Source organism: Mesorhizobium sp. WSM4842, assembly GCF_055901575.1.
The window spans coordinates 4,376,336-4,402,030 of sequence record NZ_CM148372.1 but is presented as its reverse complement, the minus strand read 5'-3'; the positions used below and the strand labels follow the sequence as shown (position 1 = coordinate 4,402,030).

General features: G+C 63.1%; 21 protein-coding genes. 9 read left to right on the top strand and 12 right to left on the bottom strand.

Annotation, left to right across the window (positions count from 1 at the left end; translation table 11 throughout):
* Nucleotides 1-12: 12 nt before the first annotated feature.
* From AC0NIE_RS21290 to AC0NIE_RS21275, 4 genes are all read right to left on the bottom strand, one after another.
* Complete coding sequence (locus tag AC0NIE_RS21290) at nt 13-876, bottom strand: class I SAM-dependent methyltransferase (RefSeq protein WP_473488374.1); 864 nt, start codon at nt 874-876, stop codon at nt 13-15.
* A 213-nt stretch (nt 877-1,089) separates the two neighbouring features.
* The gene (locus tag AC0NIE_RS21285) at nt 1,090-1,596 is read right to left on the bottom strand and encodes a hypothetical protein (RefSeq protein WP_473488375.1); all 507 of its coding nucleotides are present in this window, start codon (nt 1,594-1,596) and stop codon (nt 1,090-1,092) included.
* Nucleotides 1,597-1,769: 173 nt separating this feature from the next.
* Nucleotides 1,770-4,283 carry a two-component system VirA-like sensor kinase gene (locus tag AC0NIE_RS21280; RefSeq protein WP_473488376.1) on the bottom strand — a complete coding sequence of 838 codons (2,514 nt, stop codon included), beginning with the start codon at nt 4,281-4,283 and terminating at the stop codon, nt 1,770-1,772.
* Nucleotides 4,280-5,224, bottom strand: coding sequence for a cytochrome-c peroxidase (locus AC0NIE_RS21275; protein ID WP_473488377.1), 945 nt, complete (start codon nt 5,222-5,224; stop codon nt 4,280-4,282). Before AC0NIE_RS21275 ends, AC0NIE_RS21280 begins: the two co-directional genes overlap by 4 nt.
* Before the next feature lie 202 nt (nt 5,225-5,426).
* Here AC0NIE_RS21275 and AC0NIE_RS21270 point away from each other — a divergent pair, with 202 nt between their 5' ends.
* Nucleotides 5,427-6,176, top strand: coding sequence for a response regulator (locus AC0NIE_RS21270; RefSeq protein ID WP_473488378.1), 750 nt, complete (start codon nt 5,427-5,429; stop codon nt 6,174-6,176).
* Between the two features lie 82 nt (nt 6,177-6,258).
* Here AC0NIE_RS21270 and AC0NIE_RS21265 read toward each other — a convergent pair whose 3' ends face one another.
* From AC0NIE_RS21265 to tpiA, 7 genes are all read right to left on the bottom strand, one after another.
* Complete coding sequence (locus AC0NIE_RS21265; protein ID WP_473490040.1) at nt 6,259-7,614, bottom strand: IS5 family transposase; 1,356 nt, start codon at nt 7,612-7,614, stop codon at nt 6,259-6,261.
* A 249-nt stretch (nt 7,615-7,863) separates the two neighbouring features.
* Complete coding sequence (locus AC0NIE_RS21260) at nt 7,864-8,166, bottom strand: DUF982 domain-containing protein (RefSeq protein WP_473487096.1); 303 nt, start codon at nt 8,164-8,166, stop codon at nt 7,864-7,866.
* Nucleotides 8,167-8,518: 352 nt separating this feature from the next.
* Complete coding sequence (locus tag AC0NIE_RS21255; protein WP_473486996.1) at nt 8,519-9,058, bottom strand: DUF1697 domain-containing protein; 540 nt, start codon at nt 9,056-9,058, stop codon at nt 8,519-8,521.
* 14 nt (nt 9,059-9,072) lie between these two features.
* Entirely contained in the window at nt 9,073-10,710 is a 1,638-nt protein-coding gene (locus tag AC0NIE_RS21250; protein WP_352953448.1) for a CTP synthase, read from the bottom strand.
* 139 nt (nt 10,711-10,849) lie between these two features.
* Nucleotides 10,850-11,962 carry a L,D-transpeptidase gene (locus AC0NIE_RS21245; RefSeq protein WP_473487097.1) on the bottom strand — a complete coding sequence of 371 codons (1,113 nt, stop codon included), beginning with the start codon at nt 11,960-11,962 and terminating at the stop codon, nt 10,850-10,852.
* A 212-nt stretch (nt 11,963-12,174) separates the two neighbouring features.
* Complete coding sequence (gene secG / locus AC0NIE_RS21240) at nt 12,175-12,660, bottom strand: preprotein translocase subunit SecG (RefSeq protein WP_473486997.1); 486 nt, start codon at nt 12,658-12,660, stop codon at nt 12,175-12,177.
* Nucleotides 12,661-12,838: 178 nt separating this feature from the next.
* On the bottom strand, nt 12,839-13,606 hold the full coding sequence (gene tpiA / locus AC0NIE_RS21235; protein WP_473486998.1) for a triose-phosphate isomerase: 768 nt from the start codon (nt 13,604-13,606) through the stop codon (nt 12,839-12,841).
* 144 nt (nt 13,607-13,750) lie between these two features.
* Here tpiA and AC0NIE_RS21230 point away from each other — a divergent pair, with 144 nt between their 5' ends.
* The 6 genes from AC0NIE_RS21230 to lexA all read left to right on the top strand — a co-directional run bounded on the left by AC0NIE_RS21230 (nt 13,751) and on the right by lexA (nt 20,116).
* Nucleotides 13,751-15,643, top strand: coding sequence for a peptidyl-prolyl cis-trans isomerase (locus AC0NIE_RS21230; protein ID WP_473486999.1), 1,893 nt, complete (start codon nt 13,751-13,753; stop codon nt 15,641-15,643).
* Nucleotides 15,640-16,650 (top strand): anthranilate phosphoribosyltransferase, encoded by a 1,011-nt coding sequence (gene trpD / locus AC0NIE_RS21225; protein WP_473487000.1) that lies wholly within the window; start codon nt 15,640-15,642, stop codon nt 16,648-16,650. Before AC0NIE_RS21230 ends, trpD begins: the two co-directional genes overlap by 4 nt.
* 4 nt (nt 16,651-16,654) lie before the next feature.
* Complete coding sequence (gene trpC, locus AC0NIE_RS21220; protein WP_473487001.1) at nt 16,655-17,506, top strand: indole-3-glycerol phosphate synthase TrpC; 852 nt, start codon at nt 16,655-16,657, stop codon at nt 17,504-17,506.
* A 66-nt stretch (nt 17,507-17,572) separates the two neighbouring features.
* Complete coding sequence (gene moaC / locus AC0NIE_RS21215; RefSeq protein WP_473487002.1) at nt 17,573-18,067, top strand: cyclic pyranopterin monophosphate synthase MoaC; 495 nt, start codon at nt 17,573-17,575, stop codon at nt 18,065-18,067.
* 2 nt (nt 18,068-18,069) lie between these two features.
* On the top strand, nt 18,070-19,275 hold the full coding sequence (locus AC0NIE_RS21210) for a molybdopterin molybdotransferase MoeA (protein ID WP_473487003.1): 1,206 nt from the start codon (nt 18,070-18,072) through the stop codon (nt 19,273-19,275).
* 103 nt (nt 19,276-19,378) lie between these two features.
* The gene (gene lexA, locus AC0NIE_RS21205) at nt 19,379-20,116 is read left to right on the top strand and encodes a transcriptional repressor LexA (protein WP_095492879.1); all 738 of its coding nucleotides are present in this window, start codon (nt 19,379-19,381) and stop codon (nt 20,114-20,116) included.
* Here lexA and AC0NIE_RS21200 read toward each other — a convergent pair.
* Nucleotides 20,110-22,566 carry a ComEC/Rec2 family competence protein gene (locus tag AC0NIE_RS21200; RefSeq protein WP_473487004.1) on the bottom strand — a complete coding sequence of 819 codons (2,457 nt, stop codon included), beginning with the start codon at nt 22,564-22,566 and terminating at the stop codon, nt 20,110-20,112. The two genes, lexA and AC0NIE_RS21200, sit on opposite strands and share 7 nt — an antisense overlap.
* A gap of 102 nt (nt 22,567-22,668) precedes the next feature.
* Between AC0NIE_RS21200 and gltX the strand changes: the two genes are divergently transcribed.
* Entirely contained in the window at nt 22,669-24,093 is a 1,425-nt protein-coding gene (gltX, locus tag AC0NIE_RS21195; RefSeq protein ID WP_473487005.1) for a glutamate--tRNA ligase, read from the top strand.
* A gap of 181 nt (nt 24,094-24,274) precedes the next feature.
* Nucleotides 24,275-25,603 carry a citrate synthase gene (gene gltA, locus AC0NIE_RS21190; RefSeq protein WP_065009590.1) on the top strand — a complete coding sequence of 443 codons (1,329 nt, stop codon included), beginning with the start codon at nt 24,275-24,277 and terminating at the stop codon, nt 25,601-25,603.
* Nucleotides 25,604-25,695 lie beyond the last annotated feature (92 nt).

Here is a 25,695-nt window from a genome sequence, read left to right as displayed (position 1 = left end):
CCCTTCGGTTCGTTATCCCGGCGTATTTGCCCATGCGCCGACAAAGGGCGGCAACATGATACACATCTGCTGTTCGACAGCCTCGCTGCGCAGTCGCTCGGCGAGCGTATCGACCCTTATTTCGGCGGCGGTCGCGGCGCCGACGGCCTCGGCCATCGGCAGCAGGCTGCGCAAGGTCTCGTAGATCGGCGAGTTGGGCCCGCTGCCGGCAAGGCCGGCGGAATTCATCTGCGGCGCAGGCAGCCCTGCGCCGGCGAAGACCATCGGTAGCCTGCCACCCATGTCGACCTCGAAACCCGCCCGCTCGATCGTCTCGATGATCCAGCCGCGGCATTTGCTGAACAGCGGCGCCTCTGGAAAACTGCGGGCGAGCGGCATCGCCATTTCCTGGAAGGCGATGATGCCGCCCGGCCGCAGATAGCCGGCATGCCTGCGCAGGGTTGCGGCCGGATCGGGCAGATACATCAGGACGAGCCTGCCGATCACCGCATCGAAGGTCTCGTCGGGCGAGAATGTATCAAGCTCACCGACAGTGAAACATGTCCAGTAACACTGGCCGGATTCGGTGGCGCGCCGCTCGGCAACGTCTACAGCCCCCGCCGAGCGATCGACGCCGAGCACTCTTCCCGAAGGCCCGACCAGCTTCCCGGCCAGCAAGGAGACGTCGCCGACGCCGCAGCCAATGTCGAGCACGCTCATGCCCGGTCCTATCCCCGCGCTGCGCAGGACATGCTCCGTAAGGTTGTAGATGAGCGATCCCTGCAACTCCAAGCGCTTGAATTCACCTTCCGTGTAGCCCAAGGCGTAGGGACGCGGATCCGTTGTGCCCTGATCGCGGTCGATCTTCGGCGCGTATTCGGCAAGCAGATTGTCCATTATTCGACTCCCTGATCGATCGGTCTGGATTTGACTCCCGATTGCCTGCTGGGCAGCCTATATGGCCACCCTGAGCTGGACCGTCATCACGATCGGTGATCAGTGCTACAACGTGATTTCCGGAATCGGGAATTGCGTTACGACTGAAACAGGCGGCCGTGTCTGACCTACCGCACAGGCGGAGAACACCCTGCGCCGGGTCTTCGGACGCGACTACGACTTCGGAGGATGCGGTACGAACACAATGTACGGTGTCTTCGGCGGACGATCGGGCGGCACATAGTCCGGAACCGGCGCATCGTCTGCCGGCAGCGAGAGCACATAGCGGTGTATGGCGCGCAGGTCGGCCTCGGTCATGGCACGCAGGTTGAACCACGGCATGGGGGGGCGCGTCTCGATTGTACGCGCTGACTCTACCCAGTCGTCCTCGTCCATGGTCCGCAAAAGGCGGCGAAGATTGGTTGGATAAGTCGTGCCCCACGGCCCATTGAAGCCGAGGGAGCCGCCGATCAGCCATCGATCCTCGGGTACGTTGCCGGCCTGCTCCAGATAACCTGGCGTGTGGCAGTCGTTGCAGCCGCCGATTTTCACCAGGTACCGACCGCGCTCGATCGAGTCGGCCGCTGTCGCCGCACCCACCCCATTTTGGTCGAGCGTCGCGACTGTGAGCGCTCCGCCCAGGCCAAGAGCGGTAATTCCGATGAGAGCCCATCGTGTCATCAGCTTCTCCGGTTTGCTGCTATTTGACGCCGACGAGACCATGATCCTTTCCGAAAACCGGTTTCCACTTTTCCGGATCATGGTCTGGACGCGGATGGAACATCGAACAGCCCGGCTACAGGTTGATTTCACCCAGATGGAATTTTGGTTACGGCTGTAACGAAAACCCGTGATCAGCCTGAATGCAGATGGCGAGCAAGGCACTGTGCGACGGCGGTCGACAGCAGCGGCTTCTTGATGACCTCGCTTATGCCGGCCGCCGTCAGTTGACGCGACCGGAGCGGACGGCCGTAACCAGTCATCAGGACAATTGGAAGGTCCGACCGGATCTCATGCAACTTGCCGGAGAACTCGACCCCTGTCATATCAGGCATGACCTCGTCCGTCAGCACCAGGTCAAAGCGCTCCGGATCGGTACGGAATGCACTGAGAGCAGCAGGGCTGCGGTCGAACCCGACCGGCTCGTAGCCAAGCGCGGCGAGCATCTCCTCTGCAAGTTGCATCAACGGCGTATCGTCGTCCACGACCAGGATCGTCTCGCCATTGCCATACTGGATCGGAACCTCGGTGCCCTCTCCCTCATCCTCGTCCTGGGTTGCAGCGGATTCGATCTGCGGAAAATAGATCTCGAAGGTCGTGCCTTGGCCAAGTTGGCTCTTCACGTCCACCGCGCCTCTATGCGCCGCAACGATGCCGTGCACCGTCGACAGGCCGAGCCCGGTGCCTTGCCCTGCCGGCTTGGTCGTGAAGAACGGCTCGAAGATGCGTTCGAGCGTCGCCTGATCCATGCCGGTGCCGGTGTCCCCGACGGCAAGACGGAGATAGCGGCCGGCCGGCAGGTTGCCGTGCGACAGCACCTGCGCCTCTACGAACTCCGTTATGTCGAGACCGATCTTCAATACGCCGCGGTTGTTCATCGACTGCGCCGCGTTGGTGCAGAGATTTATCACCACCTGCTGAAGTTCGGTCGGATCGCCCATCATCGCGGCATCCGCGGCTGCAAGATACGTCTCCACTGAAAGCGTCGCGGGAAACGAGGCGCGCAGCAGATCGATCGCCTCCGCAACCACGGGCTGTGCCCGCAGCGCGTGATGCTGTCGCTCGCGGCGACGGCTGAAGGCAAGGATCTGCTCCGTGACGTCCTGCGCCCGCCTGCCGGCCTTCATGATCTGCTGGACGTAGCGCCGCGCGCGGGATTCTTTCAACAGCACCGCCAGCGCCATCTCGCCATAGCCGAGGACGGCGCCGAGAATGTTGTTGAACTCGTGCGCTATGCCGCCGGCTAGCGTTCCGATTGCTTCCAGCCGCTGCGATTGGTTGAGCCGCGCCTGCAGCGCCTCGCGTTCGTTGTGCTCGCGCGCGATGGCGTTGGAGAAGATCTCGGCGGCGGTGCGCAGCAGGGCGATGTCGTCGTCGGTCCAATGCTTTTCATGCGTGACGCTATCGAGAGCCAGAAAACCCAGCCGCTCGCCGGCATGCCACATCGGTATGCACAGCCACGATCGAATCTGACGCGCCTGCAGGCATGCCTTCTCCTGCCCGTCGGGAAGCTCGCCGACGCGGGGGACGTCGATGCAGCCTTGCCGTTCGTGGTTCGCGAGCGTCCAGCGCGAAGCCAGCTCGATGGTGTCGTTCGGCAGGCGGGCCGTCGAGCTCCCGCCCGGGCGGCGATAAAAGTAGCCGCCGGAAAAATCGGCATCGTATGTGCGGCTGACGAGAATCTGGGCGCCGTCGAGCCCGGCATGTTCCACCAGGCGCGCGAGGCCCTTGCTGATGCCGGCCCGGATACGGTCACGCGGCAGATTGATGAACTGGGTGGAGATCGAGGCGATCAGGCCCTCGAACTGCAGCCGCTCGCGCAGGATCCGCGCATTGTGGCGCAGCCGGGCGAACAAATAGGCCACATAGCCCACGAGGACCAGCGCGGCGATGTAGAGCAGCGTCTGGAACCGCGCGGCCCGCGCCGCAGCGCGCCCATGCGCATCGAGATAAAGGTCCTGCAGCGCGCGGGCCCGTTCGCTCGTTGGCGCAGTCTGTAGCCGGGCGACGAGGTCGTCGACCGCCGGAAGCCTGGTGACGATAAGCCGGCCGTGGGAAACGAGCGAGTGGACGTCGCTTGCAGGCACGGCGTCGACGGACGGCCTGGCCAGCCGGTCGAGCGCAGCGGTCACTGCCTTTGCCGCCTCCGGCTGGGGATCATTGATGAACCGCGACATTGTGATCATCAGGGCTCCGATCTCGACCGCTCGAAGGCCATCGCCCTCGGTCGTAAGCCGACCGCTCATGTAGTTGAAATAGTTCAACGAGTTCTGCAGCAGCGCGTTGTCCGACTTGAACGCCTCGACGAGCGCCTCCTCGTCACCCACCGCGGCGATGACCTCGGCGACCCGCCGGTCGATATCCGCCCGTGCTTCGCCGCTCGCGATGTCCCGGGCGGCCGGCAGCGTCTGCGTCGCATCGTTCAGGTTCTCGATCGACCGCACAAGCGGATCATAGCTGCGCAGCAGCCCCGCGCGTGCCCGCAACACGTCGCGCTGGAGGGCGGCGTTATAGAGGATGACCGTCCTGAGAGCGTCGAGCGTGCGTTCGTGACGGGCGGCATCGGGAGCCGCGCCCTGCACCAGGAGGTAAGTCAGGATGATGAGCAGGCAGGCGACGATCGGCGCCAGGATGCGTAACGACTTCATTGCTGCAGGTGATCGGCTGCGCTGGTCAACGGCTGGCCGCGATACTCGCCCGTCAGCGTCCCGAGGAATTTGACGATGAGATCGGCATCGCGCCGGTCGAGCTCCCGGCCGAGTTGGTTCCGCGCCATGATCTTCACTGCGTCTGCGAGCGATGCGGTACGGCCGTCGTGAAAATACGGCGCCGTCACCGCGACATTGCGCAGGCTGGGAACGCGGAAGACGTGGCGGTCGCTCTCGACGCCGGTAATAGTGAAGCGGCCGAGATCCGCCTTGGTCAAGGTTTTCTGGCCGGCGAAGGGATCCTGAAAGATGCCGAACTTCTGAAACAGATTGCCGCCCACATTGGCGCCCTGATGGCAAGCGATGCAGCCATACGCCTTGAACAGCTGATAGCCATGTTCCTCGTCCGCCGTGATGGCGTCGCGCTCGCCCTTGAGATAGCGGTCGAAACGGGCATTGGGCGTGATCAGCGAGCGCTGAAAGATGGCCAGGGCGTCGAGCACATCCGTCCGGCCGGGGGCGCCGCCGTAGACCTTCACGAATCGCTGCGAATAGTCCGGGTCGGAGCGCAGTTTCGGCAGCAATTCTTCCCAGCTCGTGTTCATCAGCCTGTTATCGAGCAGGGCTGCCTCGTTCTGCTCCTCGACAGTGCGGAAATTGCCGCGCCAGTTCAGCCGGAAATTGAGCGCTGCGCTGAAGGCGGTCGGCGCGTTGAAATCGAGCTGCCCGCCATCCGTCGCCGTGGAACGAGCCTTGCCGTCGTCGCCGCTGAGATCGAGCCTGTGGCAGCCGCTGCAGGCGATGACATCGTCATGCGACAGCCGGACATCGTTGAACAGGCTCTCGCCGAGTGCGATCTTCGCCTGGTCGGAAGGACCAATGTCCGTTATCGGAGCAATCGGCTCACCGATCGGAGGGGCCGGCTGATTGACCAAGGCCAACGCAAATGGTGCCGCTGCTGCCAGGCAAAGCGGAACAAAAAGCCCCGCCCGAACCTTACCAATCTGCTCATGCGCCATCGAGTGAGCCTGTGGTATCCGATCACGAAGATCATCGCCGCTTACCAACAAATCGCCGAAATCAGCGTTAAGTGTAATAAAGCAACGGCTCGGTCATGGGTTCCATACGTGCGGACGGTCTGAGATGTTAGCCGAACAGAACACTCGCTACGAAGAGCAGTCGAAAGGCAGACTCGAACAGGCAGCGGCGGCGAAGCATATCCTTGTCGTCGATGACGACCCCGAAATTCGCGAGATGCTTACCAATTGCCTGGAGAGCGAGCACTTCAGGGTCAGCGCTGTCGCCGATAGCCGGGCCATGTCGCGCGTCTTCAACGAAAGACCGGTGGACCTGATGATCCTCGACATGCGGCTTGCCGATGAGGACGGCTTTGAAATCATGCGGCAACTCGGCAGTCCGCCGGAAGCCCCCGTCATCATCATCACCGGCCACAGGCCCGACGAGGTGGATCGCGTCGTCGGCCTGGAGCTCGGAGCAGACGACTACATCACCAAGCCCTTCAGCCTCAGGGAGCTGCTTGCGCGCGTTCGCGCCGTGCTGCGGCGGTCGGGGTCAACGCGTCAGCATTCGCGTGGCAAGAAGCACAAACGCTACCGCTTTGCCGGCTGGGAACTCGACATGCGGATGCGGCGTCTGAGGTCGCCCGCGGGCGAAGCAACGCCGCTGACCGCCGGGGAGTTCAACCTGCTGGCAGCGTTCCTGCAATCGCCGCAGCAGATCCTGAGCCGCGAGCAGCTTCTCGCCGCCAGCAGGATTCACGACGAAGAGGTGTTTGACCGCAGTATCGACGTGCAGATATTACGACTGCGCCGCAAGCTCGAGGTCAACCCGAGCGAGCCGAAGCTCGTTGTCACCGAGCGGGGCGCTGGCTAGTCGTCCGTGAAGAAAGCGATTTTCGCGTCAACCTTGAAAGTGATCTGCGTTGGAGCGCTTTGTCCCAACTGAGGGGCGGAGTTCAGGCTGATCGGGGCCGCAGTGGCGGCTTTGCGGTGGCTGCGAGCAGCGTCAGGAAGAAGGCACACAAAAGCCTCAGCCAGTTGAGCAGGAGGCTGAAGTTGTAGCCGACGGCGGCGAGCACGGCGTTGTTGGCGTCGCCTTCGGAGAAGGCCAGGAAGTTGCGCCCCATGCGGTGGTCGTTCTTGAGATGGCCGATGACGGGTTCGACGGCGGCCCGGCGTCGCAGCGCCCGTTTGACGGCCTTGGTGAGGCCGCGCTTGTAGCCGGCGACATGGACCTTGAACGTCTTGTCCTTCGGGGCGTTGTGGCCGCGGTAGCCGGCATCGGCGACGATCTTGGTGAGGTTGGCTCCGATCGAGGTCTCGATCGCGGGGATGACGGTGGCCAGCGTGTGGCCGTCATAGGGATTGCCGGGCATCGCCTTGATATGGGCGACGAACTGGCCGCCGCGGCTGCGATAGAGCGGCGTGGCGACCGAGACCTTGACGCCGAATTCATAGGGCTTGTGGGCCTTGCCCTTGCCGATGCATTCGACCTCGGGAGCGTGCAGGGAGTAGACCTTCCTGCCGCGTTCACGCTGGCGCTGGTCCCTGACGCGGCGGGCCAGCGACAGCGGCAGACCGAAGGGCGCCATCAGCTCCGGCCGCCCGGCGATCTTGCGGGTGATGTCGCGGATCACCGCGCCCAGCATGGTGCGCAGCCGCTTGAGCTGCCGGTTGGCCCGCTTGAACTGCTTGGCGTGGGCATAACGCTGATGCTTGATCAGCGCGATCTTGCCGACCCGCGCATAGGACTGGCGCAGGCGGATGCCGTGCTTCCCGGCCAGCTTGACCAGCCGCTCGCGGGCGCGATGCATCAGCTTGGCGTCGGTCGGAAAGGTGATCGCCTTCTCCTGCACGGTGGTGTCGACGATCACCGCGCGGAAGTCGGCCGGCTTGGCCGCCCCCAGCCGGGTCGCCGCCGCCAGGCTCTCCTGCAGCAGCGCCGTCAGCCGCTCCTCGCCCATGCGCAGGCGCCAGCGCGTCAGCGAGGTGCGGTCGAAGACCAGGCGGTGCTGGAAGAACTCCTCGCCGCAGAACAGCTGATAATAGGGGTTTTCCAGCCAGCGCTCGCACAGCCCTTCATCGGACAGGTTGTGCATCGACTTCAGGATCGCCAGCCCCGCCATCAGCCGCGTCGGCAGCGGCGGCCGGCCGGGGCCATCGTCGTAGACCTCGCCGAGCTTCTCTTCCAGGCAGCGCCAGTCGATCGCCGTCGCCAGCTTCACCAGTGCATGTTCCATGTTCAGGATCTGGTCGAGCCGGGACCGCAACAGGTCCGCCTGGCCACTGTCTCGCCGTTCCTTCGGCCGCATCGCTTGCTTCCCCTCTCCGGTCGAAACGCCATCGAATCACGCAACGCAGATGCAAACATTTTGCCGGAAATCGCCGCCCAAAGCCACGATTTCCGGCAAAACGAAACCCAAATTCAGGCGAAAATCTTAAATTAAATCAAAGCGTTCCGCGTTCTTCACGGACGACTGGCTACGTCTTCGCTGCCTCAGTCGAGGTGCTGTGACTTTGCCGCAGGGTGCCGCGTTCGTGGCAGGTGCAGATATGAACGTTCATCGCCTCAGCGCATGCACGTTATCAGTATTTTCGCCGCCCATCGGCAGTGCCATGTCGTCGTCGAGCAGGCGCGTGATGCGGGCGAAGCCGGCAAAAGCCTTCCTTGCTTCCTCTGCCGACATCCGGCCCGCCAAAGCAGCGGAGCAGCAATTCACTGCGCACTGGTAGACTGGCCCACGTCGGCCTGTCGGCCATTTACGCAAGAACCCCATCGCTTCGGCTACGCTATAAATTTCTTCGGCAGGGCTTTCCTGCCCGCGCGAAATCCGCACAGGCGTAAAGAATTGCAGGCGATCCATCGTTTCCTCCCGGTCGATCGCTATGTGCTTGATCGAACCTTTAAACTTACGGCTGGCCATTTGGTTTCCGGCAAACAGAGCCCGGGGCTAAAAAAGAGGCCCAGCTAAAACGAAGTCTTTCACATCACTCGACCGAAATCGAATCACCAAACGTGACAACCATGTGACGAACCGTTGCCCGCCGATAAGCGCGAATTTCATCGAATGCCTATAAGGCCTAAGCCGGCAAATCAATCGGTCGCCGGTTCCCTCGCGTCGAGGCTCTTTACAGGGAAAATGGCGCGTTCCGCCGGAGCCGGAGCGGCGAAGGCATGACATAATTTCCCCCTTCTCCCCTTGCTTGTGGGAAGCCCTATTCACCGACCATCTCGGCCAGCCTGCGCACTGTATTCCAGTTGCGCGAGGTGCCGACCCCGAGCCGTTTATGGCTTGCCGCTGCAAGCAACCGCGAACTTGGCGTCTCGCGGGAAAATGCGATCCAGATGTCGCCGCCGACCGCCTGCATCCGCTCATCCTTGCCGACATAGGCCTCCAGCGCCGCGACGGCCTCAGCGGGAACGGGCTTGCGCATCACACGCACCGCTACCTGATCCGCGGCGGCAGCCGATTCGGCGGGAAACGGATTGCCGGCCGCAAGCCTCAACCAGTCATCCGCGCGGCGCACGATGATGTCGACATCGCGGCCGAAGGTCTTTTGGAACGCCGTCTCCAATCGGCGCTCCAGCGCGGCAATTTCTGTCTCTTTCGTCTCGAAGACCAGATTGCCGGTCGCCACCAGCGTGCGCGGGTTGTTCAGCCCCAGGCCTTCCGTCATGGCCCTGAGATCGGACATGACGACACGCCCCCCCTCGCCCAGGACGATGCTGTAAAGCAGAGCGACGTAGGTTTGCATGGTAACCTATCGGCTTAGACCAAGCGGCTCTGCTCCACCGCCGCTTCGATGAAGCTGGCAAACAGCGGGTGCGGGTCGAGCGGCCGGCTTTTCAGTTCGGGATGATACTGCACGCCGATGAACCAGGGATGGTCGGGGTATTCGACCGTTTCCGGCAGCACGCCGTCCGGCGACATGCCGGCAAAGACCAGGCCGCAATCCTCGAGCCGCTCCTTGTAGTCGACATTGACCTCATAGCGGTGGCGGTGGCGCTCGGAAATCTGCGTGTCACCGTAGATGTCGGCGATTTTCGAGCCCTTGGCGAGGTCCGCCTGATAGGCACCGAGCCGCATCGTGCCGCCGAGGTCGCCGGTTTCCCTGCGCTTCTCCAGCATGTTGCCTTTCAGCCATTCGGTCATCAGGCCGACGACCGGTTCCTCGGTCGGGCCGAACTCGGTCGACGAGGCATGCTCGACGCCGGCCAGCGAACGCGCGGCCTCGATGCAGGCCATCTGCATGCCGAAGCAGATGCCGAAATACGGCACTTTTCGCTCGCGGGCGAACTTCGCTGCCAGGATCTTGCCTTCCGCGCCGCGCTCGCCAAAACCGCCGGGGACCAGAATGCCGTGGACCTTTTCCAGCCACGGCGCCGGATCTTCCTTCTCGAATATCTCGCTCTCGATCCAGTCGAGCTTGACCTTGACGTGGTTGGCGAGGCCGCCATGCGACAGCGCCTCGATCAGCGATTTGTACGCGTCCTTGAGGCCGGTATACTTGCCGACGACGGCGATGGTCACCTCGCCTTCCGGATTGTGAATGCGGTTGGACACCGCTTGCCAGGGCTCCATGCGCGGCTTCGGCGCCGGATCGATGCCGAAGGCGGCCAGCACTTCCGAATCCAGCCCTTCATTGTGATAGGCCATCGGCACGTCGTAGATGTGCGGCACGTCGAGCGCCTGGATGACCGCGCTCTCGCGGACATTGCAGAACAGCGACAGTTTGCGGCGCTCTTCCCTGGGGATGGGGCGGTCGGCGCGGACCAGCAGAATATCGGGTGCGATGCCGATGCCGCGCAATTCCTTGACCGAATGCTGGGTCGGCTTGGTCTTCAATTCGCCCGCCGTTGGAATGTAGGGCATAAGCGTCAGGTGCACGTAGACGGCGTTGTTGCGCGGCAAGTCGTTGCCGAGCTGGCGGATCGCCTCCAGGAACGGCATCGCCTCGATGTCGCCGACGGTGCCGCCGATCTCGCACAGGACGAAGTCATAGTCGTCGTTGCCGTTGAGGATGAAATTCTTGATCTCGTCGGTGACGTGCGGAATCACCTGCACGGTGGCGCCAAGATAGTCGCCGCGCCGCTCCCGCTCGATGATGTTCTTGTAGATGCGGCCTGTGGTGATGTTGTCCTGCTGGTTGGCCGAGCGGCCGGTGAAGCGCTCATAGTGGCCAAGGTCGAGATCGGTCTCGGCGCCGTCGTCGGTCACGAAGACCTCGCCATGCTGGTATGGCGACATCGTGCCGGGATCGACGTTGAGATAGGGATCGAGCTTTTTGATGCGTGCGCGATAGCCTCGCGCCTGCAAGAGAGCCCCAAGGGCCGCTGCAGCGATGCCTTTTCCAAGTGAGGAAACCACGCCGCCTGTGATGAATACATATCGCGCCATGGGAGTCATCGCTTAACGCGGCCGAATTGATTCCGCCAGAGAAAAAACCACCGCGAAGGCTTTTTCCCAAGAAGGCGCTCTGGTGGTGCGTGAACCAAAACAAAAGGGCCGGCGAGACCCGGCCCTTTTGGGATGACCCGTTAAGGCGTCAGATGATGACGACCTTGGTGCCTACTTTCACCCGGCGGTAGAGGTCCATCACGTGCTCGTTGATCATGCGGAAGCAGCCGTTGGAGGCGCTCGTTCCGATCGACTGCGGCGCGATGGTGCCGTGAATGCGCAGATGTGTGTCCTTCTTGCCCTCGTAGAGATAGATGGCGCGCGCGCCGAGCGGATTTTCGCCGCCGCCGGGCATGCCGTCCTTGTACCGGCCGTAATTCTTCGGCTCGCGCTTCTGCATCTCGAGCGTCGGGATCCAGCGCGGCCACTCCTGCTTGTCGCCGACGGCGACCGTGCCCTTGAACTGCAGGCCGTCGCGACCGACCGCAATCGCATAACGGCGGGCGGTCCATGAAGATTCGACGAGGTAGAGGCGACGCGCGCTGGTATCGATGACGATGGTACCGGGGCTGTAGCCGGTGAACTCGACCTCTTGCGGAACGAACTCCGGCTTCACCTTGAACTGCTTCTTGGCTTCCTTCCTGGCGAGTGCGGCATCGAGAGCGCGGGTCTCGGGGAGCAGCGACATCGACGAGGACGTGCCGCCGAACAGGCCTGCGAACAGCCCGACGCTCTGCGGCTTCTGTCCAACCGGCTCGCTGCGCAATTCCCCGTTGTTGCCGGTCAATGCGACATTCATGGCCTCGGCGGAAACTGGCTCGGCCGACTGGATCGGTGCGATGGGTTGAACCGGTTCGATGAACTTGATGGTCGTCTTCTTAGCCAGCCGGGCAGCGGACGTATCCTTCTTGGCAAGCCCCTTCTTGGCAAGAAACGCTTGCCGTTCCGCGTCGGCCTTGGCTTTGGCCGCCTCGCGCATCGCCAGCTTCGTGGCCTCGAGCGCCTTGGCTCGAGCGGCCTCCTTGTCGGCCGCGATCTTGGCTTCGATCTTGCTGATTTGGGCAAGATCGTCCGCGGTCGGGTTTTTCTTCTTCTTGAGCAGCCTAAGCTGCGCCGTATCGCTTTTGGCAGCGACGTTGACAACGTCAGTTGTTACTGCGGCTTTAGGAGCCGAATTACCCGCCGGCATGGCCGCGTAAGCGGGCGCACCAAGGCTGAGCACGGCACAAAGGCCGGCTAAAATGAAGCTGCGAAGCTGCATGGCGAAGATCCGATCGTTCAATGCTTGTTGCCCACGGCGTCGCCCGGCGTCCCCCAAGGACCCCGAAAGTGCCGCGCGCAATCTATAGTCGATTAATCGGAGACGCCTCAAGCGCCCTGTCGTGCCGTGCCCGGTCGAATCCTCGCGATCGTGCGGCATTTGCCGCGACTGTGTTCAAACAACAACAGATCGCGGCGCCGAACGTCTGCTGATTACTGGTTTGGAACCTGCGGCGTTACTGGCAGGGTGACGCCGTTTGTGGCCGGCGGCGTGGTCGAACCCGCCGCAGGCGGCGCAGCCGGCGCCGGGGCTGCGGCATCACTTCCGGAAGGCGGCGTTGGCGCCGTATTGCCGGTAGGCGGCGTTGGCGCCGTATTGCCGGAAGGTGGTGTCGGCGCCGTGGTGCCAGGCAACTGGTTGAGCACGCCGCCCGCACCGTTAGTCGCAGGCACACGATCGAGAATGTCGATCGGCTTTTCGCCGTAACGGGCGACGATCGACAATGTCAGCGAGGTGGCGAAGAAAGCCGCCGCCAGGATCGCCGTCGCCCGCGTCAGCGCGTTGGCCGCGCCGCGCGCGGTCATGAAGCCCGATCCGCCGCCGATGCCGAGGCCGCCGCCTTCGGAGCGCTGCAGCAGCACCACGCCGACAAGAGCGAGCACGACCATTAGGTGGACGACGATCAGTACGGTTTCCATAGTTTACCCTGGCAAAGCCTTGCGCGGCCGCGGATACGGCCGGTGATTTGGAGGCGGCTCAATACAATGCTTTGACGGCATTTCCAAGCCCGTGGCCGGAATATGGGAAGCGATGCGCCCTTTGCAACGATTTCCGCTGCGGCACAGCCTATCCGAAGCGTCCGACAGCCTTTCGATGCTACGAGATATTTCGATAGGCTTCGGCGATGCCGAGAAAGTCCGCCGCCTTCAGACTGGCGCCGCCGACCAGCGCGCCATCGACATTTTTCACGCCGAGCAGTTCGACCGCGTTCGACGGCTTGACCGAGCCGCCATAGAGGATGCGCATCTTCGCCGCCGCGCTGCCAAGCTTTTCCGACAGTTTTTCGCGAATATGCACATGCGCCTCAGCAACGTCGGCGGCGGTCGGCGTCAGTCCCGTGCCGATCGCCCATACCGGTTCGTAGGCGATGACGGTATTCGACGCCGTGGCGTCGGGCGGCACCGAGCCGGCGACCTGGCGCGACAGCACGTCGAGCGTCGCGCCTGCCTCGCGTTCGGCTCTCGTCTCACCGATGCAGATGATGGCTACCAGTCCGGCTCGCCACGCGGCGGACGCCTTGGCCTGTACAATGGCGTCGTCCTCATTGTGATCGGCGCGGCGTTCGGAATGGCCGACGATGACGTGGCTGGCGCCCGCGTCTTTCAGCATCTCGGCCGAAATACAGCCGGTATGGGCGCCGCTCTCCTTGGTGTGGCAATCCTCGCCCCCGGCCCGGACCGGCGTGCGCGACAAAATCTCTGCGGCATGCGCCAGCAGCGTCGCCGGAACGCAGACCAGCGCTTCGGTTTCCGCATCGAGCCCGCTCATAAAGCCGTTGCCGATCATCCTGAGTTCGTTGAGCGAGGCGCTGGTGCCGTTCATTTTCCAGTTGCCTGCGACCAGCGGGCGGATTCCTGGCGTCATGGGATTTGTTCCTCCGGGCGATATTCGGCTGCGTCCTCACTACCAAACTCAGCCCACAAAGCAATCGACAGTGGGCCGGAAGGACGCTATTGCGCTTGTTTCAGACTCGGCGCATGCGAAAATGCGTAAAAATCGGAAGTGACCATGCTTAGTATCTTGAGAAGCGCGGCGGGGACCTGGGTCGCGAAGGCACTGCTGATATTGTTGGTGTTGAGCTTCGCCGTCTGGGGCATTTCCGGGCAGCTGGTCGGTGGTTTTGCAGGCCACGATGCAGTTGTCACGGCCGGAGGCACCAAAGTGTCGATCAACGAGTATCGCCTCGCCTATGATCGCCAGATCAGCGTGATGTCGCAGCAATTCGGCCAGCGCATCAGCCGCGAGCAGGCGACGGCGCTCGGCCTCGACAACCAGGTGCTGGCGCAACTCGTGTCGGGCGCCGTTCTCGATGAGCAGGCCCGCAAGCTCGGACTAGGGCTGTCCAAGGACCGGCTGGCCCAACTCACGCATGAAGACCCGGCCTTCAAGGGTCCCGGCGGCACCTTCGACAGAAGGACTTTCGAATACATACTGCAACAGGTCGGCATGCGGCCGGAAGACTATCTGAGGAATCGCGCCCAGGTGGCTGTGCGCCAGCAGATCGTCGAGGCGGTTTCGGACGGCCTCAAGGCTCCGGATACTTTCTTGAAGGCAGTCGCGCTTTATCGTGGCGAAGACCGCACCATTGACTATCTGACCTTGCCGAAATCGCTGGTCGAGCCGATTGAAGCGCCATCCGACACTGCGCTTTCAGCTTATTTCGAGGAAAACAAAAAGACCTATGCGGCGCCCGAATACCGCAAATTCTCCTATGTCAGGCTCGAGCCGCAAGACATCATGGATCTGAGCGCCGTGACCGACCAACAGGTCAGCGACGACTACAACAAGAACAAGGGGCGCTACACCACGCCGGAAACGCGCACCATCGAACAGCTCGTGTTCAAAACGCCTGATGCCGCGAAGGCCGCGCTCGATTCACTCAAGACCGGCGCGACCTTCGACAAGATCGTCGCCGCCGAGGGCAAGACGCAAGCCGACACGCTGCTCGGCACGCTGTCCAAGGACAAGATCGCCGACAAGGCGGTGGCGGATGCGGCGTTTGCGCTCAATGTCAACGAAGTCAGTCCGGTCGTTCAGGGCGCCTTCGGTCCGGTGCTGCTGCGCGTCACCGACATCAAGCCCGAAGTGGTGAAGCCGCTGGCCGAAGTGTCCGCCGATATCCGCAGGGATCTGGCGCTGGGCGAGGCAAGCCGCATTCTGTTGGACGTGCATGACAATTACGAAGATATCCGCGCTTCGGGCAGCACGCTCAAGGAAGCGGCTGAAAAACTGAAGCTGAAGGTCGTCACCATCGACACGATCGATCGCACCGGCCTGAGGCCGGACGGCACCATCGTCAAGGACCTGCCGGAATCGCCGGAACTCATTAAGGCGGTGTTCGACGCCGAACCCGGCACCGAGAATCCCGACCTCACCACCGCCGACAACGGCTTCGTGTTCTACGAGGTGGAGTCGATCACGCCGGCCCGCGACCGCACGCTGGATGAAGTCCGCCAGAAGGTGGTGGCCGACTGGACGGCGGCGGAAACGACCAAGCGGCTCACCGCAAAAGCGGGCGAACTCGAAAAGCGTCTCGATGCCGGCGCTACGCTCGATGTGTTCGCGAGCGAGCTCAAGCTCGAGAAGCAGACCAAGCGCGGCCTCAAGCGCGAGGCGGACGACGTCGATTTCGGCAAGGAAGGGGCGGCTGCGATGTTCGGCGAAGGCCAAGGCGGGACCGGATTGATCCCCTCGCCCACCGGCGACGGACAGATCCTGTTCAAGATCGCCGAAGTCTTCGAGCCTGCCGGAGCCGACGCCAGCTCGGTGCCGGATGAGGCGCAGAAATCGTTCACCGCCGGCATGTCCGATGACCTGCTCGACCAGCTGGTGGCGCAGCTGCAGACGCAATATGACATTCGCATCGACCAGACCGCCGTTGCCCAAGCCCTGACCAGATGAGCGCGCTCAAGACCCATATCGCCAAGGTCGCCGCAGGCAATTCCCTTTCCTTCGAGGAAGCGCGCGAGGCCTTCGACATCATCATGTCGGGCGACGCTACGCCCGGCCAGATCGGCGGCTTCCTGATGGCGCTGCGCGTGCGCGGCGAGACGGTGAGCGAGATTTCCGGCGCCGTCGCCACCATGCGCGCCAAGATGCTGCGCGTCGACGCGCCCGCTGGCGCGATCGACATCGTCGGCACCGGCGGCGACAATTCGCACAGCGTCAACATCTCGACCGCATCCGCCTTCGTCATCGCCGCCTGCGGCGTGCCGGTGGCCAAGCACGGCAATCGCGGACTGTCCTCGCAGACCGGCGCCGCCGACGTGCTGACCGCGCTCGGCGTCAAGATCGATATCCCGCCGGAAACGATCGGCCACTGCATCCACGATGCAGGCGTCGGCTTCATGTTCGCGCCGGCGCATCATCCGGCGATGAAGCATGTCGGTCCGATCCGCGTCGAGCTCGGCACCCGCACCATCTTCAACCTGCTTGGCCCGCTCTCTAATCCGGCCAGTGTGAGCCGGCAGATGGTCGGCGTCTTCTTGCCGGAATGGATCATGCCGGTGGCCGAGACGCTGAAGGCACTGGGCGCCGACCACGCCTGGGTCGCCCATGGCGACGGTTATGACGAGATCACCACCACCGGTGAAACCCAAGTGGCCGAACTGGTCGGCGGCGAGATCCGCACCTTTACGCTGACACCGGAAGCGGTTGGGCTGAAGCGGCACACCAAGGACGAGTTGCGCGGCGGCGATGCCGCCTACAACGCCCAGGCGCTGCGCGACATGCTGGGCGGCGCTGCCGGCGCCTTTCGTGATACGGTGCTGATGAACGCCGGCGCGGGGCTGGTGGTGGCGGGCAAGGCGACGACGCTTGCCGACGGCATGGCGACGGCAGCGCAAGCCATCGACAGCGGCCGGGCGCTGAAAGTGCTCGATCGGCTGGTCGAGATTTCGAACGGATAGAGCCGTGTCTGATATCCTGCGCAAGATCGAAGCCTACAAGCGCGACGAGATCGCCGCGGCGAAGGCGCGCGTGCCGCTTGCCGAGATCAAGGCGCGGGCGAAGGACACCGACGCAGCGCGCGGCTTTCTCTCGGCTCTTGAAGCCAGGCGCAAATCCGGCAGCTTCGCGCTGATCGCCGAGATCAAGAAGGCGAGCCCGTCCAAGGGCCTGATCCGTGCCGATTTCGATCCGCCGGCACTGGCCAGGGCCTATGCGAAAGGTGGCGCCGCCTGCCTTTCGGTGCTGACCGACGCGCCGTCCTTCCAGGGTGCGCCTGAATTCCTCACCGATGCGCGCAACGCCGTGACATTGCCCGCTTTGCGCAAGGATTTTCTGTTCGAGCCTTATCAGGTGTTCGAAGCCCGTGCGTGGGGCGCTGACGCCATCCTGATCATCATGGCGAGCGTCGATGACGCCGTGGCCAGGGAACTCGAAACGACGGCGTTCGAACTCGGCATGGACGCGCTGGTCGAAGTGCATGACGAGGCTGAGACGGAACGCGCGCTGAAACTGTCATCGCGGCTGATCGGCATCAACAACCGCAATCTCCGGACGTTCGAAACCAGCATCGAGACCTCGGAGCGGCTCGCGACGATGATGCCGGCAGACCGCCTGCTGGTCAGCGAGAGCGGTATTTTCTCGCACGAAGACTGCCGCAGGCTGCAACGGAGCGACATCGGTACGTTCCTCGTCGGCGAGAGCCTGATGCGGCAACAGGACGTGGCCACTGCGACGCGCCTGCTTTTGACGGGCAATGCGCCCGCCATTGCATCGGCCCGAAAATCGGAATCGATTTTCGGAGAGCACGATGCATAGATTCAAAGTGTTAGAGCGTGCTTTGCGCGTCCAGACGGACGCACGTCGCGCTAAGGTGACCTGACGATGACGGCCGCCCTCACCCATCTTGGCGCGAAAGGCGAAGCCAATATGGTCGATGTCGGCGACAAGGCGGAGACGACGCGCACGGCAATCGCCGAAGGTCTTGTCTCGATGCGGCCCGAAACGCTGAAGATGATTCTCGACGGCGATGCCAAGAAGGGCGACGTGCTGGGCACGGCGCGCATCGCCGGCATCATGGCGGCCAAGAGGACGCATGAGCTGATCCCGCTCTGCCATCCGCTGCTGTTGACCAAGGTATCCATTGACATCGAACCGGACGCGACGCTGCCAGGCCTGAAGGTCACGGCGCTGGCCCGCGTCACCGGTAAGACCGGCGTCGAGATGGAAGCGCTGACCGCCGTCTCGGTCGCCTGCCTGACCATCTATGACATGGCCAAGGCGGTCGACCGCGCCATGGTGATCTCGGGCATCAGGCTGGCGGAAAAGACCGGCGGCAAATCCGGCGACTACAAGGCGGATGCCAAGGGGGCAGGCTAATAATGGCACTGCTTCCGGTCGCCGAGGCGCTCGAGCGCCTGCTTGAGGATGCTGCGCCCTTGCAGGCTGAAAGCGTCGCCCTGATGGACGCCGCCGACCGCGTGCTGGCGGAGCCGCTCCTGGCGCTCCGCACCCAGCCGCCGTTCAACGCGTCCGCCATGGACGGCTATGCCGTGCGGGCCGAGGATGTCGCATCCGTGCCCGCAAGACTTTCGGTGATCGGCATGGCGCCGGCCGGACGCGGCTTTGCCGGAACAGTCGGCCCGGCGCAGGCCGTGCGCATCTTCACCGGCGCGCCGCTTCCTGCAGGCGCGGACACCATCGTCATCCAGGAGAATGTCCGCGACCTCGGCGGCGGCAGCATCGAAGTGACCGCGTCGACGGTTGAAGGCCGCAACATCCGCCGCCTCGGGCTCGATTTCTCGAAGGGCGACGTCCTGCTGGAGAAAGGCCGCCCGCTTGATCCGGCGGCATTGTCGCTGGCGGCGTCGGCCAACCACCCGCAGGTCAGCGTGGTGAAACGGCCGTTGGTCGCCATCATCGCCACCGGCGACGAATTGCTGCCGCCGGGCAGCGACCTTGGCCCCGACCAGATCATCTCGTCCAATGCCTATGGCGTCGCCGCCGCGGCCCGCTCGGTCGGCGCCAGCGCGCTCGATCTCGGCATCGCCCCCGACCGCAAGGAGGCGATCGCCACGCTGGTGAAACAAGCGGTCGACGCAGGCGCCGACGTCATCGTCACGCTGGGCGGCGCCTCGGTCGGCGACCATGACCTGGTTCATGACGTGCTGACCGGTGAAGGCATGACGCTCGATTTCTGGAAAATCGCCATGCGGCCCGGCAAGCCGCTGATGTTCGGGCGGCTGGGTGACATCCGCTGCATCGGCCTGCCTGGCAATCCGGTGGCGAGCCTGGTCTGCACGCAGCTCTTTCTGACGCCGCTGCTTGCGCGGCTCGGCGGCCGCGCCTTCCGGCAGGACATGCGTCAGGCGCGGCTCGGCGCCGCCATGCCGGCCAACGATCTCAGGCAGGACTATGTACGCGCCGTGGTTAGCGAAGAAGCCGGCACGCTGCTGGCGACCCCGTTCGGCATCCAGGATTCCTCGATGCTCAAAATGCTGGCCGACGCCAACGGGCTGATCGTGCGCGAGCCGTTCGCTCCCCCAGCCGCGACGGGCGCCGCGTGCAGCGTGCTGATGCTACGCTGAACAAAACGTCAACACATTCATTAAATTTTAAACGGTTGCGGAACACAACTGGAACAGATAGTGTTTGTTCTGGGTTTGTTTTTCTGATTCTGTTGGGGTCGCGATGCTGACACGCAAACAACATGAACTGCTGATGTTCATCCACGAGCGGCTGAAGGAAAGCGGCATTCCGCCCTCGTTCGACGAGATGAAGGAAGCGCTCGACCTCGCCTCGAAGTCGGGGATCCATCGGCTGATCACTGCACTGGAGGAGCGCGGTTTCATTCGCCGCCTGCCCAACCGCGCCCGCGCGCTGGAGGTGCTGCGCCTGCCCGATTCGATCGCGCCCGGCCTCAATGCGGCGCGCAAATTCTCGCCAAGCGTCATTCAGGGCAGCCTTGGGCAGGGCAGCCTCGGACGACAGATCAAGCCGGCGCCTTCGCGCATGCCCGCAGCCGGCAATGACGACGACGTCGTTGCCACCATCTCCATACCGGTGATGGGCCGCATCGCTGCCGGTGTGCCGATCGACGCCATCCAGCACCAGACGCATTCGATTTCGGTACCACCGGACATGATCACCGGCGGCACGCACTACGCGCTGGAGGTCAAGGGTGACTCGATGATCGAGGCCGGCATTTTCGACGGCGACACGGTCATCATCCGCAACGCCGACACCGCCCAGCCTGGCGAGATCATCGTCGCCTTGGTCGACGACGAGGAAGCGACGCTGAAGCGGTTCCGCCGCAAAGGTGCCTCGATCGCACTGGAAGCCGCCAATCCGGCCTATGAGACGCGCATCTTCGGGCCGGACAGGGTCAAGGTGCAAGGCAAGCTCGTCGGACTGATCCGGCGTTACTGAACGGCAGGCTTTTTGGGTTTCTCGGCCCTGCGGTATGGCGGCAGGCCCCTCGCCTCGCGCGAAAATCTCCGCTGCTCATGCCAAGGCCTATAGGGCTGTCTGACGGCAAAACGGATTTCTGCGCGCGTCGTCGCAGATAGCGGATCGAAAAAGACGGCGGCACTGCCCATGCGAGCGAGCTGCCGTTTGGTGACGACGAGAACCAGCGGATTGCGGCAGGGATTATAATAGGCTGTGGCATCATCGATGACGATCAAATCCGCAAAGGCACAGGCTGGCCGTGCGGTTTTGCGGTCGTCGGCGAGCGCGATGATCGCGCCGGACTGGTGCCGGGCGAGGCACAGGCCGGCAGTGCAGTAGAAGGGCGCTCCCGGCGGCAGGTCGGCCGGGTCGACGATGTCGAACCGCACGTCTCCTTTTTCGAATGTCTCCGGCTCGACAATGGTCGCTGAAACCAGCGCATGTTTCCAGTTGTCGGTGGTGAATTCGTTCGAGCGCACCCGGTTGACGGCAAGTTCGCCGCCGCCGATCGGCAGCGCCACCAGATGCGCATCTTCCGAAATCAGCACGTCGGGGGTGCGCGTCTCGGAAATCGTCAGCAGGCCGGCGAGCGCAAAGGGAAGTGCCGCAAGCCGCAACCATGTCGTTGCCATCGTGGCGATGACCAGGGCGGCCGTCACCAGCAGAACCGACTGCAACGAGATCAGCCCGACGGCATCGACCGGCGACCGCTCGGAGATCCATCCCGATATTGCAATCATGGCCGTCAGCCCCTTGCCCATCATGTATAGGAAAGGGCCGTCGAAGCCGAACGGCATTGCCAAGGCGCTGACGACGGCCAGGAACATCACGACCGTGACGATCGGCATGACGGCCAGATTGGCGAACAGGCTGAGCGGCGAGACGCGCTGGAAGTGCCAGATGGCGAAGAGTGCGGTGGCGCTGCCGGCAATGATGGAGGTCATTGCGATGGTACCTGTCCCAGCGGCAAGTTTTCGCGTGACGAAAGCGATCGTTGACCGTCGCTGTGGCGGCGCGGTGGCCTTGTCGGCACGATAGTCGGACCAGCCGGCATAGGCGCCCACGAGAGCAGCGGTCGCGGCGAAGGACATCTGGAAGCTTGGGCCGACCACCTCGTGCGGCGACACGACGATGACGGCGATGGCCGAAATCGCCAGATTGCGCATGGTGAGTGCCGCCCGGTCGAACAGCACGGCGACAAGCATTACCGCCAGCATGATAAAGCTGCGTTCAGCCGCGACCACGATACCGGAAAAAATCAGATAGGCAGCGATGGAAACGAGTGCGGCAGCAGCCGCATATTTTTTGACCGGCCGGCGCGACGAAAAATCGGGAACCAGCGCAAAGGCGCCGCGCAGCAATCCCATGATGGTGCCGGCGACAAGCGCCATGTGCAGGCCGGAAATCGAGATGATGTGGTAGATGCCGGTGCGCCGCATCGATTCGTTTATCTCTTCGGGAATGCCGGCACGCACGCCGACGATCAGCGCGGCGGCAATCTCCCCCTCGGCGCCACCGATGCTGTCCCTGATATGGTCGGCGATGGTTTCACGCGCCTTTTCGATCGAGGAAGAAATGCGCGCGGCGAACGGTGCATCTTCGGAAACGACGATCTTCGGATTGCCGAGGAAAAAGCCACTGGCACCGATACCGGCGAAATAGCTGTCGAAGGAGAAGTCATAACTGTCCGGCCTAACCGGGCCAGTCGGAGGCAGAAGCCTCACATAGCCGGTTGCCACCGAGCCTGCGGTCATCTCAGCGGGAATTTTGCGTGCCGAAACCCTGACACGTTCCGGCGCATAACGCAGTGTCGGCCGGGCGGTCGACATCACGTCGATGGTCAGCCTGATCCGGCCGTTCGCCATCTGATCGAGCCTAACGACACGGCCGGTGAGCTGGGTCTGGATTTCCGAGCCGAGCATCTGCGTTCCCACGCGCCAGGTTTCAACCTTGGCGGCGAGTAGCCCGAGTGCGCACAGCAACGCTGCCATGAAGCACAGATGCGTTTTGCGCCATGAGCGTGTCACTGCCGCACACAATGCCGTGAGGACCACGACGGCAATAGGCTGCGGAAAGTCCGGTTCGACGGCAAGCGAAAAATAGACGATCACCCCGCATGCCAGAAAAACCGGCACCAGCAGAAAGGCGACGCCGCGGTCTAGTTCCAGGCCGGCTGCCGAGGCCACGCTGTTGCGGATACCGGATGGTGAAAGATGGCTAAGCTGTCGGCGGAAACGAATGACAGGCCCGGGTGTTGGAGCCGGTGTTGGCGCGGCGCGGTCCGGCGAAAGGGGCTGAATGCCCGGGTGCGACGCAGGCAGCGAAACGGGTAGCGGCTCGGCGTGGGGAACGTCGGCAAACAGCGATCGTTCGCTGACGCTTGTGGTCGCGCCCTCGCTCTTGTCCGCGCCGCGGCCTGGTCCAGCCATCGGGTCTGCCCCTTGCGCCCTTGACCTCCTATGCTACATGAACGCGCGACGCGCGAAAGTCCGCGCAATCACATCCGCTTCCTGCGCTTGCCTGAGAGTTCCATGTCCGACAAGGTCGTCACCCGTTTCGCCCCCTCGCCCACCGGCTTCCTGCATATTGGCGGCGCGCGCACGGCGCTGTTCAACTGGCTGTATGCGAAACACACCGGCGGCACGATGCTGCTGCGCATCGAGGACACCGATCGTGAGCGTTCGACCGATGCGGCAACCGCCGCCATCCTCGACGGACTCTCCTGGCTCGGCCTCACCTGGGACGGCGAGCCGGTATCGCAGTTCGAGCGCGCGCCGCGCCACCGCGTGGTCGCCGAGGAACTGGTGCGCATGGGCAAGGCCTATTACTGCTACGCTACGCCGGCTGAACTGGAAGCGATGCGTGAGAGCGCGCGGGCCAAGGGCTTGCCTCCCCGCTATGACGGCCGCTGGCGCGACCGCGACCCGTCCGAGGCGCCAGCCGGCGCCAAGGGCGCGATCCGAATCAAGGCGCCGGCCGACGGCGAGACGGTGGTGCATGATCTCGTGCAGGGCGAAGTCCGCTTCTCCAACAAGGATCTCGACGATTTCATCATCCTGCGCTCGGACGGCAATCCGACCTATATGCATGCCGTCGTCGTCGACGACCACGACATGGGCATCACCCACATCATCCGCGGCGACGATCATCTGACCAATGCCGCCCGCCAGATGGTGATCTATCGAGCCATGGGCTGGGACGTGCCGTCGATGTCGCATATCCCACTGATCCATGGCGCCGACGGCGCCAAGCTGTCGAAGCGGCACGGCGCCCTCGGCGTCGAAGCCTATCGTGCCATGGGGTACCTGCCTGAGGCACTGCTCAACTACCTGGCGCGGCTCGGCTGGAGCCACGGCGACGACGAGGTCATGTCGATCGCCGACATGATTGCCTGGTTCGACATCGGCGACGTCAACAAGGGGGCCGCCCGCTTCGACTTCGCCAAGCTCGAGGCGCTGAACGGCGTGCATATGCGCCGCATGAACGACGCCGAATTGCTCGATATCTTCATCAACACCTTGCCCTATCTCGAAGGCGGCCCGGCGATCGCAGCGCGCCTCGACGACACGCGCAAGGCACAGATGCTCGCCGCGCTGCCAGGCCTAAAGGAGCGCGCCAAGACGCTGGTCGAACTGGCCGACGGTGCCGCCTTCCTGTTTGCCGAGCGGCCGCTGCCGATCGACGAGAAGGCGGCTGCATTGCTCGGCGGTGAAGCGCGCGAGATCCTGCGGGGCGCCCACGCGGCGCTGAAGGCGATTTCAGGCGACTGGACGGCCGAAGCGGCGGAAGCCGCGATCAGGGAATATGCGGTGGCCGGCGGCCATAAGCTCGGCGCTGTGGCCCAACCTTTGCGCGCCGCGCTCACCGGCAAAAGCACCTCGCCCGGCGTGTTCGACGTGCTTGCCGTGCTTGGCCGTGAGGAAAGCCAGGCGCGCGTCGCGGATCAAATCGATTAGCAAAACTGGCCCAAGAAGATTGGCATTGAAAGGTGGGTTTCGCAGTGCAACATTAGGTCTTGGCCCAATTTGGCACGCAAATCCAATTGCGGGCGCAAACGCGCGAACTCCGATGCTTTCGACGTGTTGCGTTGCAGATATTTCGCCTTTGCCGGCATGAGAAAACCAAAAGGAGTTTGCAATGTCCGAAGCTGCGACAAAGATGGAATTTGGCGGCAAAACCCACGCGTCGACTGCTAAACTTGAATTCGGCGGCAAAACTCACGAGCTCAAGGTGCGAAGCGGCTCGGTCGGACCTGATGTCATCGACATCGGCTCGCTTTACAGCACCACCGGGGCGTTCACCTACGATCCCGGCTTCACGTCGACGGCAAGCTGCGAGTCGGAAATCACCTTTATCGATGGCGATGCCGGCATCCTTTTGCATCGCGGTTATCCGATCGACCAGCTGGCCGAGCACGGCGACTTCCTCGAAGTCTGCTATCTCTTGCTCTATGGTGAATTGCCGACCAAGGCGCAGAAGGACGATTTCGACTACCGGGTGACGCGCCACACCATGGTGCACGAGCAGATGTCGCGCTTCTTCACCGGCTTTCGCCGCGACGCGCATCCGATGGCGGTGATGTGCGGCGTGGTCGGCGCTCTGTCAGCCTTCTATCACGATTCCACCGACATCTCGGACCCGTATCAGCGCATGGTCGCGTCGATGCGGCTGATCGCCAAAATGCCGACGATCGCGGCAATGGCCTATAAATACCACATCGGTCAGCCCTTCATTTACCCGAAGAACGAGCTGAATTTCGCGGCCAACTTCCTGCATATGTGCTTTGCCGTGCCGTGCGAGGAATACAAGATCAACCCGGTGCTGGCGCGTGCGATGGAGCGCATCTTCATTCTGCATGCCGATCACGAGCAGAACGCCTCGACCTCGACCGTCCGCCTCGCCGGCTCGTCAGGCGCCAACCCGTTTGCCTGCATCGCCGCCGGCATTGCCTGCCTATGGGGACCGGCCCATGGCGGCGCCAACGAGGCGGCCTTGAACATGCTGGGCGAGATCGGCCATGTCGACCACATCCCGGAATTCATCGCCCGCGCCAAGGACAAGAACGATCCGTTCCGGTTGATGGGCTTTGGCCACCGCGTCTACAAGAACTACGACCCGCGCGCCAAGATCATGCAGAAGACCGCACATGAGGTTTTGGGTGAACTGGGCATCAAGGACGACCCGCTGCTCGACATCGCCATGGAACTGGAAAAGATCGCGCTGACCGACTCCTATTTCATCGAGAAGAAGCTTTATCCGAACGTCGATTTCTATTCCGGCATCACGCTGAAGGCGCTGGGCTTCCCCACCACCATGTTCACCGTGCTGTTCGCGGTCGCTCGTACCGTCGGCTGGATCGCGCAGTGGAAAGAGATGATCGAGGATCCGCACCAGAAGATCGGTCGCCCGCGCCAGCTCTATACAGGTGCGCCGGAACGCGACTACGTGCCGATTGCAAAGCGATGAAGAGAAGAAGTGAGTAGTGAGTAGTGAGTAGTAAATAAGAATTCTAGACGCTGAGCGGTTCTTTGCAATCTACTCACTACTCACTACTCACT